Consider the following 18384-nt stretch of genomic DNA (forward strand, 5'->3'; position numbering starts at 1 on the left):
AGGCCAGTGATTTATACACTTATTCCTATGATCTTTTTAGTGCTTATGACTATTGCTTCAATGATCTATAATTTTAAGGTCTTTATGCATAAACCACTTCTACTTACTCTCTCGGCAGTAATTCTTGCGCTTTCAATCTGGCTGTTGCTTGAGGCATATTTAGCATATAAAAACCAAAAGTCCGCAAAATAATATTGTACTTATGAATCCTTTTCTTCTTATAAGGCGTATATAATTTACAAATGTGAAGTTGTACAAAATTGCGTAGTATTAAACTAGGAGAAAAACAATGAAACGAAAAATTTTTATAGTTCTTGGAATATTGGTTCTTGCGCAGGGGTATCATCTATTTGCAAACTCCTACGATGAAGAAGCTGATATTAAGGTAAGAAAAGAGGCCAGAGCAAATGAAAATTACGAAAGGGCTGTTTTTGCAGGTGGATGTTTTTGGTGCATGCAGCCGCCTTTTGATTATTTAGACGGCGTAGTTACAACGACAGTTGGATTTACCGGGGGCCCAGAGAAAAGCCCTACATATAAAGAAGTAGCTTATGGCAGAACAGGTCACACTGAGGCAGTAGAAGTTATCTATGATCCAAAGAAAATATCTTATGACAAACTCTTATCAATATTTTGGATGAGTTTTGATCCTACCGATGGCGAAGGACAGTTTTATGATAGAGGTAGTCAATACAGGCCAGGAGTTTTTTACTTAAATGAAGATCAGAAAAAACAAGCTCTGGCATCAAAGAAAAGTCTAGAAAAATCAGGAAGATTCGCTGAACCTATAGCAGTTGAAATAACCGAGTTTGATGTTTTTTGGGACTCTGAGGAATATCATCAAAAATACTATCTTAAAAAACCTGCTCACTATAAGTCATATAGGATCGGATCTGGCAGGGATAAATTTATTAAAAAACATTGGGGCAGTCAGGCCAAAAAATAGGCTCTAATTTAACTTGCAAAAGTTTAATCTTAATCCGTATAATATAGATGTTGAACAAGTTGATAGGGTTGGTTGCGCTTCTGTGTTTACTCTATAGCTGCAGCGCTTCTAACGAGATAAAGCATGTCTTGGCTAACGATTCTTACCGCTGTGAAGAATTTGATGTAACTAAGCAGAGAATGTTAAGCCTAATTAACCGCGCAAGAGCTAAGAGCAGAAACTGCGGCTATAAAATTTATACCTCAGCACCACAGGTAACCTGGAACCCTACATTAGCCAGGGCCGCGCTTGATCATTCAGTTGATATGGCTACAAAGAACTTTGTAAGCCACCAGGGCTCAGACGGTAACGACGTAACAGATAGGGTCCAAGAAGTGGGCTATAGCTGGCTCTTGGTTGGTGAGAATATTTCGGCAGGCCGAGAAGATTCTTCAGATGTTGTTGCCGCATGGCTAGATAGCCCAGTACACTGTGAGAATATTATGAAGCAAGGCTTTACAGAAATAGGGGCTGCGTGTTTTCATAATAAAGATACAAAATATAAAACATTTTGGACTGTTGTATTTGGATCCCCAAAGCTAACTCAAAACCGAGTTAATCTTCAATAATTGCTATTGGTCTTACCCATCCGGCGCTAGCATCTTTTATCTTGATAGGAGGGCATACAACTTTAAAACCGGATGGCGGAAGCAGTTCAAGATTAGCAAGTTTTTCTATCTGGCAATATTCCTTTTCTATACCTGCAAAATGTGCGCCCCAAATTACGCTAGAATCTCCGGTTTCTTTAAATTCCTCAACCATTGCCCAAAACGGCCTATCCCAACCGGCTGAATCAGTCCCCATTACTTTGACTCCTTTCTCACAAAGCCATAGTGTGGACTCTTTTGAGAGTCCCGGAAAATCAGACCAGTATTCTTTTGTTCCCCACAGCTTATCTGCGCCTGTCATGACTAGTACTATATCAAAGGGCTCTATTTCATATTTAATTTGATGAAGGGCTTTTTTTAGATCCCAGCTTGTTATAAGTTCTCCAGGCCTTTTATGCCTCATATCAATTACAACCCCATTTCCATAAAACCACTCAACCGGCAGCTCATCTATAGTTTTGGCTTGTTCTCCCTCTGATTCCGGATGGTAGTGCCATGGCGCATCCATATGGGTGCCGACATGTGTTCCGAGTGTTACATACTCATTTGCCCAACCCAACCCTTTTGGTAGATCCTCTTTCTCGCACTCAAACCGCATCATCATATACTCAGCAGTATCTTGGTGTTTTTCATATTCGATTTTCAGCTTTTGGTGTTCAGGCCCAGGTGCAGGCTCTATATTTATGCTAAGGTCTATAATGCGCATATTAGAGGGCATAGTCCTATTATATGATAATTCTGGTTAATATAAAAGTGAGATGAGTACTACTTATAATAACTTAAGAAAGCTCGGTGGATCTGAGTTAATGGTATCCCCGGTTGGTCTAGGGTGTCTTCAATTTAGCCGCGGAAAAGGAATCTCGGGCACGATGTGGCCAAGTTTAAGCAGGGAAGATATTAGATCAATCGTTGAAATTTCCATCAAAGGCGGTGTTAACTGGTTTGATACTGCAGAGCTATACGGGTGGGGTGAGTCAGAAAGAGCCCTATCGTCTGCAATATCTGATCTCAAAATAGATCAAAGCGAAATAGTTGTTGCCACGAAGTGGTGGCCGCTATTTAGAACCTCAAGCTCAATAACCAAAACTATAGATGACAGAATTACAGCCCTGAATATAGAAAAAATTGATCTATATCAGATACACAATTCTTTTTCATTCTCAAGTGTTCAATCAGAAATCAAAGAGATGGCGAAGTTGGTTGATGAAGGCAAAGTCAGATATGTCGGCGTGAGTAACTTCTCAGCCAGTAAAATGCGTAAAGCTCATAAGGAACTTTCAAATTATGGGTTTAAACTAACAACTAACCAGGTTAATTACAGTCTTTTAAAAAGAGATATAGAAACAAATGGGGTATTGGATACTGCCAAAGAGCTTGGTATTTCTTTGATCGCATATTCGCCGTTGGGAAGAGGGCTGCTAACGGGCAAGTTCCACGATAACCCGAAGTTGATAAAAAAAAGACATATATTCAGAAGGTTGTATGCATCTCTTAATGAGCGAAAGATTAATAAATCAAGGCCTGTCATAAATGCTCTGAAAAGTATAGCTCTTAAATACCAAGTTACACCTTCTCAAGTCGCACTTAACTGGGTTATTAATTCAAATGGTGAAACTATTGTTGCAATTCCGGGAGCTACCACAAGAGGTCAGGCTTCAGATAATGCTGGAGCAATGAGTTTTGAACTTTCACAAGACGATATAGTTTATTTAAATGATGTATCTTCTTTAGTCTGAGTTAAGAACTTCAACAACAGCCGATATTACCAGCTCATGCAGCTCACCGTTTGTACCAACTATTCCTTTATTGTCGGCAAGGGTTCTGCCTTTTGAGAAGTCTAAGTTGTTTCCATAAATATCCGATACCCTTCCGCCTGCTTCGCTGACTATTATTGAACCTGCTGCATGGTCCCATATCTTTTCTGAGTAATCTTTCCTGGTCGGGAGTCTTAGATAAATTGAAGCATCACCTCTAGCAATAACCGCATACTTACACTGGCTATCAATTCTAATAGGTTCTGCTGTTACGCCAAGTATTTGAGAGATTTTCTCTGAATCACTGTGTGATGAATGCGCAGATTCTACCGACTCGCAAAAAGGCGCGTATGATGGATGCTCTATATCTGAAACCTCAACCTTATCACTTCTCTCGCTTTCTATATGCTCAGCCGATGATCCACTTCCCTTTACAGCGCTGTAAATTAATCCGGTCTCGCTGTCACTTTTATTTAGGTCAGCGCTTAGATTTGGACATCCCAACACCCCCAAAACAACTTCTCCATTTTCAATAAGAGCAAGTGCTACTGCATACTGCTCACCCCTTAGAAATCCTTTTGTTCCGTCTATTGGATCAAGTGTCCAGAACCTGCCCACTGCCCCTCCTTGGTATCCACCCCTATCTATAATAGAATGAATTTCATCCTCTCTAAGCTCGGGAAGAACCTCGGATACATACTCATAGACTTTGCGGCTTAAAAACTCACCTTCTTTTTTTCTTAGCTCTACCGAATCTTCTTCTGCTACAACGGGGTCATTGGGAAATGCTTTCATTAGTTCGTGGCAAATAATTGTTTGCGCTCCAAAGTCCGCTACAGTAACGGGGGACTTATCTTTCTTTGTCATAGTCTCTTCTGATACTAATGATGCCTGTACTTTTGTGCAAAGCCTGCAAGCTTTCTTAACAGCATCAATGGCGGTTCTTAGTTCGTTTTCATATTTCATAAAATTCTCCGGATTTATCTAATGGCGATACATTTTACCATTTAAGAGAAAACACAAAAGACCAGTTATCAAAATACTGTAATTCTCTAATAATAGCGATTACTTAGAAGGAGCCAGGCCTTTTGTTCCTCCCCTTATTTTGGAGAACCACTGTGAAAAATTAATCTTTGCATCAAGAACAAGGCTAAATACAGATGGAACTAATATTAGAGTAAACATTGTAGAAACTAATAGGCCGCCAACTACTACGCTTCCAAGGCCTCTGTAGAACTCTGAACCCGATCCTGGAAGAATTATAAGTGGCAGCATACCGAATACACTTGTTGTTGTACTCATAAATATCGGCCTTATTCTAGACCTAACTGATTCAACTATCGCTTCTTTATGCTTCATCGCATGGTCTCTTATATTATTTAGAGACTGATGCACAATTAGGATTGCATTATTTACAACAATACCGATTAATATTACAAACCCTAGCATAGTTAGTATGTTTAAAGGCATGTAAATAAATAGGTTTAGAACAAAAAGTCCCAAAAATCCGCCAAATGCAGCAAGTGGAACGCTGAACATGATAACAAGCGGATATAGGAAACTTTCAAATAAAGATGCCATAAGCAAAAAGGCAATAATGGCAGCTAGAATGAAATTCCACTGAAGCGCCTGTCGTGTTTTTGTTAGATCATCGGCCGAACCAGTAAGGATTGCATCATAAGCACCCGACAATTCTCCACTTTGAATTAAAGGGGCAAGAATTTCGCCATTTATAACCTCAATAGCTGTTTCTAGAGGCATTTGCTCTGGTGGGATAACAGATATTGCAATTGTTCTCTGTCTTTCATAGTGGTTAATCTGCTCTGGTCCTGTGGTTACATTAACATCAGCAATTGATCCTAGCGTGAGCATCTTTCCGCCTTCAGTGTTTATCATCAGATCTTCAATTTCATGGGTTCTACTAGCGTATTCATCCATACCTCTTAGAGTTAAATCAATTTCATCTCCGTCAAGCTGATACTCACTTATAGTAGCACCGTCGACAAGAGCATTTAACATAAAGCCAAGCTCTTGATTTGTAATACCAACATCAGAGGCACGTTCTCTGTTTAGTACCAACTGCACCTCTGGATTGCCCAGGTCTAAACTAGGAATAGGGCGAACCTGTCCTTCAGGGATTTTCTCCATTGCGAGGAAAAATACCTTTTGAGCGATTCCTACAAGTTGTTCTAAATCTGGTCCTGTAATTTGGATATTTATAGAGCGACCCTCACCTATTCCTCTTTGAAAAATACTTGATTGATTAACAATAGCTATCATTCCTGGTATTTGCCTAAGTGCAGTATGCATTGGAGGCATAAGACCTTTTACCTCATCAGATTTCCTTGCCCTTGCTCCCATAAATGCCTGACGACCAGTGGCTACATAAAAGAAATGTTCCATGAGTGGACCATCAAGTTCCTGGGCTTGTTCTGATCCAACTTCTGCCTCCCAGTAGCGGCGCAAATCTTCTTCGATGCCGATGCCTATGTCTGTAAATTCGCCTATGTTATATCCTGGTGGAGGTATCAATATACCAAATACAAGGTTGCGATTTCCCTCAGGAAGGTACTCAGTCTTTGGCATCATTATCCAACTTAGCAATATTGCTCCAATTGTAAATGTTAATACAACTAATATTCTGGTTCGTGTTGTTGAGAGTATATGTGATACGAGATTAGAAATTGCAATTGAAACTGACTCAGCCCTATTTGTTATTCCCCATAAATTTGTAAAGTTCCGACCAGGTTTTGGTTTTACTACGCTTAAAATTTTCGCTGATATAGTTGGAATCACAGTAATCGATACTATAAGACTCAATATTACCGAGACACTAATTGCAATGGCGATATCCCTGAATAACTGACCTGCTTGATCTTGTACAAATATTACAGGTACGAAAACAGCTGCTGTTGTAAGAGTACTTGCAAGAACTGCTCCCCAAACTTCAACTGTTCCATCATATGCAGCCTGAACACGGGATTTGCCCATTTGCATATGCCGGTAAATGTTTTCTAACACTACAATTGAGTTGTCTATTACCATACCAACTGCAAATGCCATACCTGCAAGACTAATTACATTAATAGTTCTTCCTAATGCAGACATTACAACAAATGTTCCGATAATGCTTATGGGTATGGCCGTAGCTACAATAAGAGTTGAACTAGCACTTCGAAGAAAGAACAGCAGCACTAGTACCGCAAGAAGACCACCGATAATTAAGTTTTGTTGTACTAGGTCAATTGCGCGAACTATATAACTTGTTTCTTCATATACGTTGAACATTCGGAGGTCAAGTTTCTGAAGCTCTCCTTGATTAAGTTCATCCATAGCCTCGATAAGACCAGCCATGACATCTATTGAGTTAGCTCCGCTTTCTTTAACAGCATTTATCGCGATTGCCGGCTCACCATTTTGACGCACCGCGTAGTCGGCATCTTTATACCCTAAAGAAACATTAGCCACGTCTCTAACGTATACTGGGGCTCCGTTTTTCCTTGTAATTATTACGTTCTCTATATCTTGGGGAGATGTATATTCGCCTACTGTTCTGACTATGTAGCGTCTTTTACCTTCATCAAAATCTCCGGCGCTATAGTTGTCGTTATCACTCCTAATGGCATCAGCCATCTCATTAATTGTGATCCCTCTGGCAGCCAGTGCGTTCGGATCAACAACTACCTGCATTTCACGCTCGTATCCGCCAAATACATTAGATGATCCGACCCCGGAAACCCTTTCAAATCTTGGTTTTATAAAATCATTTGCAAAATCATGATATTGGTAAATATCAACTATATTGCCTTCTTTGGGTTTTAAGATAAACCAAGCCATTGCGCTTGCGCCGACATCCGTAGTTAGAATCACTGGCTGATCTACATTATCCGGATATTCTTGGACTTGGTTTAGTTTGTTTGATACATCTACAACAGCGGCATCAATGTCTGTGCCAATAGCAAATTCTAAAACAATATTGCCTGATGAGTCCTGGCTCTCACTGGTCATCTCAACTAAATTATCCAATGTCTTTAACTCATCTTCTTGTTCTCGGATAATTTCTGTTTCTATCTCTTGAGGGCTAGCACCTTCCCAGAATGTATTTACGGAAATAATAGGCTTGTCGACATCGGGAGTTAGCTGTACTGGGATGTTAAATAATGCAATAAATCCAAAGAGTACAATGAATATTACGCCAACAGCCACACTAACGGGCTTTTTAATAGAAGTATCAACTAATTTCATTTAGATAGAGTCCCCTTACTCTGAATTGCTTAATTAACTTTGTTTTGCTCTGATTCTTGATTGATTACTGTCACGGGTTGGTTAGGCATGAGCCTTTCATTCCCTTTAACCACAACTTCCTGACCGCTTTGAACAGGTCCAATCACTTGTATCTTATCCTCATACGCCATACCTGTGCTAATAGGAAGTGGTTGAGCAGCGCCTTCATTTACTATATATATAAAGTTAGCATTGTTCTGAGTGACAATAGCATCTTTGGGGACAAGCATTACTGTTGAAGGATCACCAATTGGGAAAGACACTCTCGCTACCATACCGCTTTTAATTGTTCCATCTTTGTTATCTAAGTTTATTTTTACAGGAAATGTGCGCGACTCCGCATCTGCCTGTGGCACAACTGATGTAATTTCACCCTCTATATTTACATCTGGTAGAGCATCAAAATTTACATTTACCTTAAGTCCTTTTTTTATCTGACTCACATAACGCTCTGGCATATCGATCTTTATTTCAGCAATATCAATATCTATAAGTTCTACAACCGGACCACCTTTTTGAACCCACTGGCCGACCTCGGTAAATTCCTGAGTAACATATCCGCTAAATGGAGCGGTTATCTTGGACTTTTCTATATCATATTCAAGGCTGTCAACCTGAGCTTGAAACTGTGCTATTCTAGCGCCGAGCGCAGATTTCTCTGATTCTGCGTCCTGGAGTTGCTGGGTTGATGCAACCCCTTTTTGCTCAAGTTCCTCAAACCTAACCAAGTTCTTTCTGGCAAGCTGGAAACGAGCCTGTGCTTCTCTTTTATTTGCCTGTGCCTCTTTTAAATCTATCTCAAGGCTGCGGGTATTAAATTCAGCGATTACTTCTCCTTTTTCAAGGAATTTCCCCTCTGTCCCCGGCAAGCTCTCAACTAAGCCTTCAATTTCACTTGCTATTGTGCTGCTCTTATCTGGCTGAACAGCTCCAACCAAAGTGACAGGTTTCTGAAGAGTTTGCTCCTGTACTTTTTCAACCTCAACTGGGGCCGCTGGAGGTGCTTGGGCCATAGAGTCTAGGCTCAGCAACAAAAATAACATGCTGATACCGATAAAATTTAAAGCATATTTAATAGAAATTGTCATTTGTCTCCCTTTACTACTTAGCTTTGATACCATCTAAAAATACTGTCACATATGTTTCAACTAGTTCTTCATTGCTAGTTTTATTTCTTTTTTTCTCGCCGAATAGTTCTTTTACAATTATATGATTTACTATCATCCCAATGAAAGCCTGTGAGGCGCATAAGGAGTTAACATTCTTGAAAGCACCGTCTTTAATTCTTCCTTCGATATAATCACTAAGTAGCATGTCTACATACTCTACATATGTATTAAAAAACATATCAGAGAGTTCATGACCTTCTAACGCGCTAAAATGAAGAAGTCTTATGAAGCTCGAGTCATTGCCGCATTTTTCCAGCATTCTTTCAGCGATAGATCGAAATATTAAATAGTCGTCTTTTGTGTCTTTGTATGTCTGAATGGGAAGCTCTATTCCTGGCTCATCATCAATCTTCTTTTCAATGATGGCTCCATAAAGATCACTCTTGGTTGAGAAATGTCTGAATATCAAAGATTCATTTACCTCTGCAGCCTCAGCAATCTCCTTGGTCGTAGTGCCGTTGAATCCTTTTTCTGCAAAAAGCTCAATAGCCGTTTCTAGTATCTTATCTCTGGTGGTAGTTTTTTCACTCTGGGCTTGATTGTCTTTTTCAACAGCTTTTTGTGTTGACATTTTGATGTATCCCTGTAGTCTGTAAGTAAGTAATTACTTACAAGCTACCAGCAATGCTAGTTTGTGTCAAGAAAATTAACACAACAGGTTTCAGATATAATAAAATCGGTATTAAATAGATGTAAATCTAAGTGTTATATATAAAAATCAAAGCGTTTATTAATTGTAGATTATGCTTAAATTGTTTTAATATGGGGAAGTTAAACTTTTGAGTTGCCATAGTAAATCATCTATATATTTAAAGGAAGCTGTTAGTGAATCCTATACAATCATTAAGTATTATGGAGGCCTAAATGATTAAGATACTGCTGTTGCTATTTTTCTTTGCAATGACAGCTAGTGCAGGAGCGATGGACTTATCGCTTAAAGATGCAATTGCTGTTGCACTTGAGAACAACAGAGATATAAACATTGAGAAGGAAAACGTTGTAGTTTCTGAGGGAGAAGTTACTACTCAGAAGGGGGCATTTGATCCGATTTTAAACATAAGCTCTTTCTACAATGACGGAGAAACACCGACTGTAAATACTTTTATACCGGACGGCACAGTTAATCAGGAGCAATTCGGAGTTACTGGAAACATTGATGGCAGATTATCTACTGGTACTTTCTATGATGTGTTTAATGTGTCTTCTACCAGAACCGAAACTGACTCTCCTTTAGATGATTTAAGCCCGAGCTGGTTTAACGATGTTACTTTTTCAATTGGGCAGGATCTACTGCGTAATTTTGGAGTAGACGTCAATAACGCATTTGTTATAACAGCCAGAAGATCAAATCAGATTTCTATGAAGGAGTTTGAAAATGTTGTGACAAATGTGCTCCTGGAAGTTGAAAGACGCTATTGGCTATTAGTTGCTGCAGGACAAAACCTTGAGCTAGAGAGAAAGGCACTTGAGCTGGCAATAGATCTTCAGAAGAGAAATGAGATACAGGTAGAGGTCGGAGTACTACCGCCCGTTGCAGTGACACAAGCAAAATCTGAGGTAGCGGCAAGGGAGCTGGATGTAATTGTTGCGGAGAATACGCTTCAGGCGTCTGAAGATGATCTTAAAAATGTTTTGGCCATGGATTTGTCCCTTCAAATTAATACAACAGATGAACCTACTACTGAAGTTTATGAATTTAGTGAACAAGCATCGCTCGAGCAGGCCTATGAGCAAAGACCTGAGATTGAACAGGCGCAGTTGGAGATAGAAAATAGAAAAACTTTAAAGAAATACTATTCCAATCAAAGACTGCCTACTCTTAGCGTTGAAGGTAGCGTAAACCTTCAAGGCCTTGGCGGAGATGAAAATCCTGACAGACTTAGTTTCGGCGGTGAGCCTGAGCCGATACCCTCTAGGTTTTTGGGATCAAGTGAAGCATTTAACCAGATCTTTGGCGCGGATTTTACGACCTGGCAGGTTCTTGGTGTATTTAGATTCCCAATATTTAATAGAGCCGCGCGAGGAGAGTACGTTAAGGCCAGCGCTGAGTTTGACCGAAGTGTAATAGTTCTTAAGAAAACCCAGGACGACGTAGCGCTTGATGTTAAGAGCGCAATAAGAGAGATTGAAAATAGCTTAAGAGCAATTGATGCCGCAAGAGTATCTGTTGAGCTGGCTTCAGAAGTAGTTATTAATGAGCAGGAGCGTCTTAATGTAGGAATTGGAACTACTAGGGAGGTTCTAGAGGCTCAAAGAGACCTAATTGACGCTGGAGTTAGAGAAATTACCGCAATTGCCAATTATAATATAGCTCTTGCAGAGCTAGAAAGAGCTAAAGGAACTCTGCTTGAGAAAGACGGGGTTGTCATTGAAGAATAAGCTATATATTTTTTTATTAGGCGAACTATTAAAAAATAGTTATACAATGTGACATACCTTTCATTTCAGCTATAATATTTTCAACTTTTGATTAAGGAGATTTACATGGCAAGCGAAGCAATAATAGAGATTAGTGATTCAAATTTTGAAGCAGAAGTAGTAAACAGTGATGTGCCTGTATTAGTAGATTTTTGGGCTCCGTGGTGTGGTCCTTGCAGAGCGATAGCTCCTTTGGTTGAGGAGATCTCTACATCATACGAAGGGAAAATAAAAGTTGGCAAAATGAATGTTGATGAAAATCAATCTACAACAATGAAGTTTGGTATTAGAAGTATACCGACAATAATAATGTTTAAAGGCGGCGAAGCAGTAGATCAGATTATTGGCGCAGTTCCAAAAGGTGAAATAGAGAAAGTTGTTGAAAAATCTCTAGCCTAGCAAATGAAAAATATTAATTTATATGGAGCTAACTAGCTACATTAGTTAGCTGCTCCTCAAGTTTTGCAATTTTACTATCAAGCTCATTTATTTCTTTGCTTTTAGCTACGATTTGTTCCGTGTAATCTAGACTGTTTTCATCCTTGCTAGGTGTTGAAGAACCACCAACTTTATTTAGCGCACTCAAAGTAGTCTTTTTGTCAAACTCATAAACAGTTTCTCGCTCGCCGTTAATTCTTTTTGAGTATTTTCTTGAGGCAATTCCGAATTTTCCTAAAACTCTTCCCAGCCACTGAAGATTTTGCCCTTTTTGCTCGGATTTCGGAAGTGACTTCTGAACCTCTGCTGAGAGTGCCTTAGCCGTTATCTTAAATTCTTTATCAGTGTCTTCAAATAAAATTTTATCTTTGCTTCCACTGCAAATTTCACTTAAAACACTCAGAACCGCTAGTTCCCATTTGTCGGGCTGGGTCTGTTTGGATTTTTTTGAGGAACTTTTGCTAACCAAAATTCCTTCGCTGCTATCAGAAGCTTCAATCATTAAATGGGCTAACTTACCAATTTCGAGTAGCACATTTTTTCTCTCAGCTCCAAGTTCTGAGATCTGAAGCCTTATCTTTTGTTTCCCTATAATTTCTTTAGACTTTACATTGACAGTTGATATGCCCTTATCAATTTTCCCTTTAATTTTCCCAATTAGGTCTGACATTATCTCATACCCCCTTTTTAAATAATATACTGAAATCAGCTTTGATGTAAGAGCCTATGAATAAAGTCGATTTTATAGATTGAAGATTCTTCTAGCAAGTATATTTTGGAAAAATGCTTTTAAATTTGATATATTTTCTTTCAAATATTTTTGATGTAAGAGGTGAATTATGTGGTCTAAAGGTCAAAACGTAAAGCTTACTCAGGTGATCGAAGGTAAAAAAGACAGTTTCAATGAAGGTCTTAGAGGTACGATTGTTGAGATATTTGAGATGGATCATGGCAATTCGTACAGGGTTCAGTTTCAAGATGGAAGAGTAGCCAGATTTCCAGAAGAGCTTATGAATGAAGCAGTAGAGATTATTTAATAATAAATTATAATGGACGGATGAGCGCTCTAGCCATAGCGCCGTCAGCGCCTTTAATTTTCACAGGAAGGCAAATCATCTCATAGTTGCCGGGTTTAATATTATAAAGATCAAGTCCTTCTACGGCACATATGCCGGCGCCTAATATGATTTCATGAACCTGGGGCCCGTTATCTTCGTATCCGCCAATTGATAAGTAATCCACACCAATCATCTGTACTTTGCGGTCGGCTAGAAACTGGGCTGCCTCAGTAGATAGGTGCACAAACTTTTTGTTAAAAGGTTTATTTATCCACTTGGATTTTGAGTTTCTAGTCTTAAACAAAATACGCTCGCCGGCTCTTATTCTATGAGGTCTAATTTCTTCGACTTTGATATATTCTTTATCACTAATCTCAATCACACGGGCTTTTCCAATTGCGGCAGTAAGCGGCATTTTATCTATTCCCACTGCAGACTTTTTAAAATGACTTGGAGCATCCATGTGAGTTCCTGCATGAACGGCCATAGAGATATGAGTTAGATTGCAAACATCTCCATTATTTAGATCCAATACTTTTTTGATCTCAATAACAGGATCATCCGGCCAATGTATCATCCCATCCGTGAGTGGAACAGAAATATCTATCCAGCCTTCATCTAATTCTATATGTTTGATTTTGGCCAATGGAACTCTCCCAATTATTCTATTTTGCTAATAATTGTTTGTGCTACTTCAGCGGGCGAAAGATCGTCAGTGTCAATTATGAGGTCTGCCTTTTCATACATAGGTGTTCTTTTCTCTAATAGCTCGCTAGCAGTTTTAATAGGATCATCTACTTGAAGCAGAGGGCGGGAGTTATCATCTTTAATTCGTTTCCATACGCTCTCAACTTTCGCTCTTAGATAAATAGTTAGACCGTTTGATTTCATCGCGTCCCAGTTGCTATTTCTTTGCACCACACCGCCGCCTGAGGCGATTATTAGGTTGTCTCTTTCTGAAAGCTCTTTAGTCGCTTCAGATTCTAGATTTCTGAAATGATCCTCACCATGGTCTGCAAAAATTTGAGTAATAGTTTTCCCAGCTTTATCCTCTATATAGGTGTCAGCATCAATAAATCCATAGTCCAACTTACTAGCTACAATTTTACCAACTGTGGATTTGCCTGCGCCCATAAAGCCTACCAAGAAAATGTTCTTGTGTTTTTGTGTCATTTGTCGAATTGATAGATGGAATTATTTCCTTTTGCGCCTGTTAAGAATTTCTCAACATACTTGCCGATAATATCGCACTCGATATTTACAATGCTTGCTTTTCTAAGCTCTCCAAATGTGGTGGCTTCTTGTGTGAAAGGAATAATATTAACAACAAATTCATTTCCTTCCACGGTATTAATAGTCAAACTCACACCGTCTATAGCTACTGAGCCTTTCTCGACAATATATTTTGCTAATTCTGGGGGAACTGAAAATCTAAATTCAATGGATTCACCTTGCTCAGTTGTTGAAATTACTTCTCCGATACCGTCCACATGACCGTTAACAATATGTCCGCCTAATTTGTCGCCGGCCTTAAGGGCACGCTCTAAGTTAACTTTCTTTCCGACTTCAAGCTCTCCTAGATTTGTTTTTGCGAGAGTCTCATGTGAAGCATCTACTGTGAATGATTTCTCATGAAGTGAAGTTACTGTTAAACATGTGCCATTCACAGCTATGCTGTCACCAAGCACTACCTCTTGCAGGTTAATATTGCCTATAGCAAAGGTGAACTCCACATCTTTGGGTTTTCTTTTTATTTCCTTTACAGTGCCAAGGTCTTCTACTATGCCCGTAAACATCCTAATTTCCTCTTTTAGTAATAAATGTATCGAACAATATGAGTATAACACCTATTGTTATAGCAGAGTCGGCAATGTTAAATGGCGGCCAGTACAGTGAGGGGTTATCGAACCAGTGAAATCCAATAAAATCTGTAACATATCTTAGCCTAAAACGATCAATGGAGTTTCCAATCGCTCCACCTAATATTAAGCCGAGCGATAGCCTAAGCAGTGTGTCCTGCGGTCCTGTCTTCTTTAGAAAATACAATATTACTAATACAGCTGTAATTAGAACGACTGCAAAAAATACTAATCTTACGTTTTCGGGCAGATCGCTGAATATTCCAAACGCAGCCCCGGGATTTCTGACGTGAGTTACATCCAGAACCGGCAAAAGTGCGATCTTGTCATAAAGCGGAACATATTTAACAACCAGCCATTTAGATATCTGGTCCAGTATTACAACAATAGCCGCCACAATTATTGGAATTCTTAGTTTGTGCATTTTATGAAGGTGAGAGTATATAGCGTGGAGTGAATTTCTTCAAATTTTTAATTGTGTTTCTTCCAAGTAGAACGCTCTATGAAATCCCTAGTGCTGAGTTTTGCCTGATCATTCTCTTCAATAGCAAGAAGATAGTTAAAAGTAACAATTGCTTGATCGTATTGACCAAGGGCATATTGAGAAATTCCGAGTATTCGTAGATTTTCATTTCTAAGTGTCTTAGTTGGAAGACCAAACAGATTTGCGTTTATCAGATACTCCGCAGCCTTTTCATACTCAGCTTCATTAAAATAAAGCCTTCCCATGAGATAGTATGCGGGTGCATAATTCGGGCTATTATCGATTATGTTTTGGAGATAAGAGACCTGCTTTAAATTATCAGTTGTTGAGAAAAATTGTTTAATGCCCTCATCTACCAAGCCACCTTGAGAAATGGCTGAGGTTTTAATTTCGAGCTCCCTTCTTAGACTCTGAGTTAGGTCTTCCTTTAATAGGGTTTCAAATATCTCATGAGCCATATCTGAACTTCCCATCTGCCAATTAGAACTGCCCTTAATATTTTCCAGAAAGTTCTGTTGTAATTGACTCTTAGGAGCCGATGTAGAAGCTATCTGACTTGCGCGTTCATAGTTTCCATCGTAGTAGTGTGCATAGGCAAGCCATCTAGTGATTTGAATGTCTGATGGATTATAAGATAAGGCGTCTGAGAATCTTTGACGCGCTTTGTAATAATTGTCGTCATTAAAATGCTCAAATCCTTTATTTTTTAATAATGCGACTTTTCTCGGGCAAGTAGCCTGAAAGATTCCAGGCCTGGTAAATCTGGCCTCTGCAATAGATACTATATCCTCAGGCAGTTCAATAGTTTCCAAATAATCCAGCCATCCTTGGCCAAGCTCGTTTACAGATTTGTCGTAGGCTGAAAAATTTCCTGTTTTATATGCAATTTTATAGTTTTCAATCCCATATGTGTCAATCAAATATCTCGAAAAAGATCCCATGAGTGTATAGCTGATGTCTGATGAATAGTACCAAAATCCTAACCCTAAAATACTTTCAATAGGGGGAGCTAGTTCCATATCAATAATAGCCTTAGACCACTGGTGTGGGGTGAACCTTTGCCCGGGCCAATCTACTGCTACAGCAATGCCTTCGAGCAGTCCTATCTTAGGGCTTATTTTTAAAAGATCATTTCCAAATTCAGCTGACATTACATGCACAAGCTCATGTTTTAAAATAGGATTAGGAAATGAGCTGTATAGCATATGTATTTCATTGTGAATTGGATTTGCAATTGTTGTTTCTCCTGCGCCGGTGACCATTTTTCGAGTTTCAATATCAGGGTAAATATATGAGATTGTTTTCTCTGTACCTTCTATATCCAAATCTTCCTTAATCTGTTTGTATCTCCATTCATGATCGGAGGCAATTAATTCTTTCATTTTAGATTCTGGGCTGCCGGGGGCAAAATATATAATAAAATTTTCTGTCTCAATAGAATCTGAGAGTATTTTATTTGTTACATAGTCACGTGTATAACTTATTCCAATTTTTGCTTCATTAACTGCGATTACTATTATAGAGATACCCACAAGAACGATAAAGATTAGATCCCATGATCTGACTAAACTTTTTGATAAGCCGCTTAGAAATCTTAGAGCGAGAAGTAGAAGTATTCCCCATAGCACAACGCTAATTCGGGAAATGATGAGAGTTAAAGTAATAGGAATTGCCGCGTCATAAATAGGACCGGGAAAGAAACCGAAAATCGGGTTATAAACAAAAATTGAAATCCCGTGGTAGAGTTTCCATAGCGCATATCCTGTTATAAAGATAACTAGGATGAGCCCAAGAAATATTCCTTTCCTGCCAAAGAAGTAACCGCATACGATTCCAAGTGACGTACAAAAAAATACTGAAACTGTGGGTATAAGCAGAAAAAATATAGCCCCTTCTTTAATAAAACAGTCACCTTTAATAAATGAACTAATAAGACCGACTATAAATGCTAAAGCTAGCAATAGCGAAGTTGCAAAGAAAATACTGCCTATATTAATATCTCGTTTTCGTGAAGTTATTCGATTCTTACTTATAACAGCGGCTGAGATAAAGACGCTAAATATTGATAAGTATAAGGCGCTTATAGCCGCATACTCAAAACCTAGAGCACCAATTAAGGGAAAAAAAGTTAGGCAAATAGATAAGATAATCGTAAGTGCGAGTGAAATTAATACGCTCTTTGAAAGAAAAATTTTTTCAAATGTCATTATTGACCCTATTGGTATGGACTAAACTCCAATTCTGGAAATAGTTTACATTATCTATGATACAGACATAGTTGTTTTTCAGCCGTTTTTAAGCTGAAAGGTGATTGGAACTGTGACCCAGCTTGAGATTTCTTTACCGTTTTCTTTGCCGGGCACAAAAATCCAATTTTTCACAGCATCAAGTGCGGAGTCGTCTAAAATTTGATGTCCTGAGGGTCTTAAAACTTCTATATCACCGACTCTGCCGTCAGCCAATACTAGTACTTTGAGCTTAACCTCACCTTCGTACCCCCTTTTTCTGGCTGATCTTGGGTAATAAGGTTTTGGGTTATGATTATAGTCTGGGTAGGCAAGTGAATACTTAGGCTCTGAGATTGATGCAACTTGGGCATTTGTTTTTGAAGAGCTTTCCTTAATACCTGCCTGGTCTGTGTTTGAAGATTTTTGAGAAGTGTTGGCAGTAATTTGCTCAGCTTTTGATACCGGCTTTTTTTTATTCGGTATTTTTTCAACTTTTTTAGTTTTAGGTTTTTTGACTATTTCTTTTTTGATAATTTCATTAAGTGGTTTTTGCTCAGTAATTATTTCAGGCTTGCTATCTGAATCCTGTTTTTCCTGCACTTGTTGGTTTTCGCTCTCTTTCTCGCTAGTTATAAGGCCAACCATGACAGTACCACTTCTAACATCTCCGGATCCGGCTTTCGATAGTGGATACCTAAAAAAATACAACAGTACTGCAGCGATCAGAATTACGTGAAACCCTACAGACAGCAGTACAAATTTATTTAGCTTATATTTTTTCATTTTGTTTTACTTAAAACTAGTATACAAATATATTTTACAAATGGGAGACATTAAATAAATAAAAAGGATAAAAGGAGAGTGAAATGGCATATCTAATTATCAAAACATTACTTACGGCGCTAATCATAGTTGGTATTTCTGAAATAGGTAAGCGCTACACTACCTTTGCAGCACTACTGGCGGCGCTTCCACTAACCTCACTTCTAGCTATGATATGGTTATATATCGATACGAAGGATGCGGGAAGGATCGCTGACTTGTCTATCTCAATATTTTGGCTTGTGTTGCCAACCCTTATCTTCTTCCTGATTCTGCC

Annotated in this window: 20 protein-coding genes; 8 read left to right on the plus strand and 12 right to left on the minus strand. The window is 38.8% G+C overall.

The annotated features are described in order from the left end of the window. The 3 genes from AAF462_02200 to AAF462_02210 all read left to right on the plus strand — a co-directional run. On the plus strand, positions 1 to 192 hold a 192-nt coding region (locus tag AAF462_02200; protein ID MEM7007924.1), incomplete at its 5' end, for a carbon starvation protein A. Positions 193 to 289: 97 nt separating this feature from the next. Further along, positions 290 to 946 carry a peptide-methionine (S)-S-oxide reductase MsrA gene (gene msrA, locus AAF462_02205; GenBank protein ID MEM7007925.1) on the plus strand — a complete coding sequence of 219 codons (657 nt, stop codon included), beginning with the start codon at positions 290 to 292 and terminating at the stop codon, positions 944 to 946. A 128-nt stretch (positions 947 to 1074) separates the two neighbouring features. Beyond that, on the plus strand, positions 1075 to 1554 hold the full coding sequence (locus tag AAF462_02210; GenBank protein MEM7007926.1) for a CAP domain-containing protein: 480 nt from the start codon (positions 1075 to 1077) through the stop codon (positions 1552 to 1554). Here the strand turns inward: AAF462_02210 and AAF462_02215 are convergent. Then, positions 1541 to 2299, minus strand: a complete 759-nt coding sequence (locus AAF462_02215; protein MEM7007927.1) for a cyclase family protein — start codon at positions 2297 to 2299, stop codon at positions 1541 to 1543. The two genes, AAF462_02210 and AAF462_02215, sit on opposite strands and share 14 nt — an antisense overlap. 52 nt (positions 2300 to 2351) lie before the next feature. On the opposite strand from AAF462_02215, the gene AAF462_02220 reads away from it, so the two are divergent. Continuing rightward, the gene (locus AAF462_02220; protein MEM7007928.1) at positions 2352 to 3329 is read left to right on the plus strand and encodes an aldo/keto reductase; all 978 of its coding nucleotides are present in this window, start codon (positions 2352 to 2354) and stop codon (positions 3327 to 3329) included. Here AAF462_02220 and AAF462_02225 read toward each other — a convergent pair. From AAF462_02225 to AAF462_02240, 4 genes are all read right to left on the minus strand, one after another. Further along, positions 3321 to 4313, minus strand: coding sequence for a 3'(2'),5'-bisphosphate nucleotidase (locus AAF462_02225; GenBank protein ID MEM7007929.1), 993 nt, complete (start codon positions 4311 to 4313; stop codon positions 3321 to 3323). The two genes, AAF462_02220 and AAF462_02225, sit on opposite strands and share 9 nt — an antisense overlap. Before the next feature lie 99 nt (positions 4314 to 4412). Next, positions 4413 to 7592, minus strand: a complete 3180-nt coding sequence (locus AAF462_02230; GenBank protein MEM7007930.1) for an efflux RND transporter permease subunit — start codon at positions 7590 to 7592, stop codon at positions 4413 to 4415. 29 nt (positions 7593 to 7621) lie between these two features. Further along, entirely contained in the window at positions 7622 to 8644 is a 1023-nt protein-coding gene (locus AAF462_02235; GenBank protein ID MEM7007931.1) for an efflux RND transporter periplasmic adaptor subunit, read from the minus strand. Between the two features lie 88 nt (positions 8645 to 8732). Continuing rightward, positions 8733 to 9371: a TetR/AcrR family transcriptional regulator gene (locus AAF462_02240; GenBank protein MEM7007932.1), complete on the minus strand. Its 639-nt coding sequence runs from the start codon at positions 9369 to 9371 to the stop codon at positions 8733 to 8735. 293 nt (positions 9372 to 9664) lie between these two features. Here AAF462_02240 and AAF462_02245 point away from each other — a divergent pair, with 293 nt between their 5' ends. Next, on the plus strand, positions 9665 to 11179 hold the full coding sequence (locus tag AAF462_02245; GenBank protein MEM7007933.1) for a TolC family protein: 1515 nt from the start codon (positions 9665 to 9667) through the stop codon (positions 11177 to 11179). Between the two features lie 105 nt (positions 11180 to 11284). Beyond that, positions 11285 to 11617 carry a thioredoxin gene (trxA, locus tag AAF462_02250; protein ID MEM7007934.1) on the plus strand — a complete coding sequence of 111 codons (333 nt, stop codon included), beginning with the start codon at positions 11285 to 11287 and terminating at the stop codon, positions 11615 to 11617. Between the two features lie 28 nt (positions 11618 to 11645). On the opposite strand, the gene AAF462_02255 is transcribed toward trxA, so the two are convergent. Further along, positions 11646 to 12326 (minus strand): hypothetical protein, encoded by a 681-nt coding sequence (locus AAF462_02255; protein MEM7007935.1) that lies wholly within the window; start codon positions 12324 to 12326, stop codon positions 11646 to 11648. 169 nt (positions 12327 to 12495) lie between these two features. On the opposite strand from AAF462_02255, the gene AAF462_02260 reads away from it, so the two are divergent. Continuing rightward, on the plus strand, positions 12496 to 12693 hold the full coding sequence (locus AAF462_02260) for a hypothetical protein (protein ID MEM7007936.1): 198 nt from the start codon (positions 12496 to 12498) through the stop codon (positions 12691 to 12693). 7 nt (positions 12694 to 12700) lie between these two features. On the opposite strand, the gene AAF462_02265 is transcribed toward AAF462_02260, so the two are convergent. The 6 genes from AAF462_02265 to AAF462_02290 form a co-directional block, all read right to left on the minus strand. Continuing rightward, positions 12701 to 13360, minus strand: coding sequence for a cyclase family protein (locus AAF462_02265; GenBank protein ID MEM7007937.1), 660 nt, complete (start codon positions 13358 to 13360; stop codon positions 12701 to 12703). Between the two features lie 14 nt (positions 13361 to 13374). Further along, positions 13375 to 13887, minus strand: a complete 513-nt coding sequence (locus AAF462_02270) for a shikimate kinase (protein MEM7007938.1) — start codon at positions 13885 to 13887, stop codon at positions 13375 to 13377. After that, positions 13884 to 14510 (minus strand): riboflavin synthase, encoded by a 627-nt coding sequence (locus AAF462_02275; protein ID MEM7007939.1) that lies wholly within the window; start codon positions 14508 to 14510, stop codon positions 13884 to 13886. Before AAF462_02275 ends, AAF462_02270 begins: the two co-directional genes overlap by 4 nt. A gap of 1 nt (position 14511) precedes the next feature. After that, on the minus strand, positions 14512 to 14997 hold the full coding sequence (lspA, locus tag AAF462_02280) for a signal peptidase II (GenBank protein MEM7007940.1): 486 nt from the start codon (positions 14995 to 14997) through the stop codon (positions 14512 to 14514). A gap of 47 nt (positions 14998 to 15044) precedes the next feature. Further along, positions 15045 to 17264, minus strand: a complete 2220-nt coding sequence (locus AAF462_02285; GenBank protein MEM7007941.1) for a hypothetical protein — start codon at positions 17262 to 17264, stop codon at positions 15045 to 15047. A 78-nt stretch (positions 17265 to 17342) separates the two neighbouring features. Further along, entirely contained in the window at positions 17343 to 18068 is a 726-nt protein-coding gene (locus AAF462_02290; protein MEM7007942.1) for an energy transducer TonB, read from the minus strand. Positions 18069 to 18151: 83 nt separating this feature from the next. Between AAF462_02290 and AAF462_02295 the strand changes: the two genes are divergently transcribed. Further along, the coding region (locus AAF462_02295; protein ID MEM7007943.1) for a hypothetical protein at positions 18152 to 18384 on the plus strand (233 nt) is incomplete at its 3' end.

It is taken from the genome of Thermodesulfobacteriota bacterium, from assembly GCA_039028315.1.
Lineage (GTDB): Bacteria > Desulfobacterota_D > UBA1144 > Nemesobacterales > UBA2774 > CR02bin9.

Excerpts from the sequence above, each read along its gene's own strand:
- AAF462_02275 (MEM7007939.1), bottom strand. The coding sequence starts at position 14,510 with ATGTTTACGGGCATAGTAGAAGACCTTGGCACTGTAAAGGAAATAAAA.
- trxA (MEM7007934.1), top strand. The coding sequence starts at position 11,285 with ATGGCAAGCGAAGCAATAATAGAGATTAGTGATTCAAATTTTGAAGCA.
- AAF462_02225 (MEM7007929.1), bottom strand. The coding sequence starts at position 4,313 with ATGAAATATGAAAACGAACTAAGAACCGCCATTGATGCTGTTAAGAAA.
- AAF462_02230 (MEM7007930.1), bottom strand. The coding sequence starts at position 7,592 with ATGAAATTAGTTGATACTTCTATTAAAAAGCCCGTTAGTGTGGCTGTT.
- AAF462_02285 (MEM7007941.1), bottom strand. The coding sequence starts at position 17,264 with ATGACATTTGAAAAAATTTTTCTTTCAAAGAGCGTATTAATTTCACTC.
- AAF462_02290 (MEM7007942.1), bottom strand. The coding sequence starts at position 18,068 with ATGAAAAAATATAAGCTAAATAAATTTGTACTGCTGTCTGTAGGGTTT.
- AAF462_02260 (MEM7007936.1), top strand. The coding sequence starts at position 12,496 with ATGTGGTCTAAAGGTCAAAACGTAAAGCTTACTCAGGTGATCGAAGGT.
- AAF462_02215 (MEM7007927.1), bottom strand. The coding sequence starts at position 2,299 with ATGCGCATTATAGACCTTAGCATAAATATAGAGCCTGCACCTGGGCCT.
- lspA (MEM7007940.1), bottom strand. The coding sequence starts at position 14,997 with ATGCACAAACTAAGAATTCCAATAATTGTGGCGGCTATTGTTGTAATA.
- AAF462_02270 (MEM7007938.1), bottom strand. The coding sequence starts at position 13,887 with ATGACACAAAAACACAAGAACATTTTCTTGGTAGGCTTTATGGGCGCA.
- AAF462_02245 (MEM7007933.1), top strand. The coding sequence starts at position 9,665 with ATGATTAAGATACTGCTGTTGCTATTTTTCTTTGCAATGACAGCTAGT.
- AAF462_02255 (MEM7007935.1), bottom strand. The coding sequence starts at position 12,326 with ATGTCAGACCTAATTGGGAAAATTAAAGGGAAAATTGATAAGGGCATA.
- msrA (MEM7007925.1), top strand. The coding sequence starts at position 290 with ATGAAACGAAAAATTTTTATAGTTCTTGGAATATTGGTTCTTGCGCAG.
- AAF462_02220 (MEM7007928.1), top strand. The coding sequence starts at position 2,352 with ATGAGTACTACTTATAATAACTTAAGAAAGCTCGGTGGATCTGAGTTA.
- AAF462_02235 (MEM7007931.1), bottom strand. The coding sequence starts at position 8,644 with ATGGCCCAAGCACCTCCAGCGGCCCCAGTTGAGGTTGAAAAAGTACAG.
- AAF462_02240 (MEM7007932.1), bottom strand. The coding sequence starts at position 9,371 with ATGTCAACACAAAAAGCTGTTGAAAAAGACAATCAAGCCCAGAGTGAA.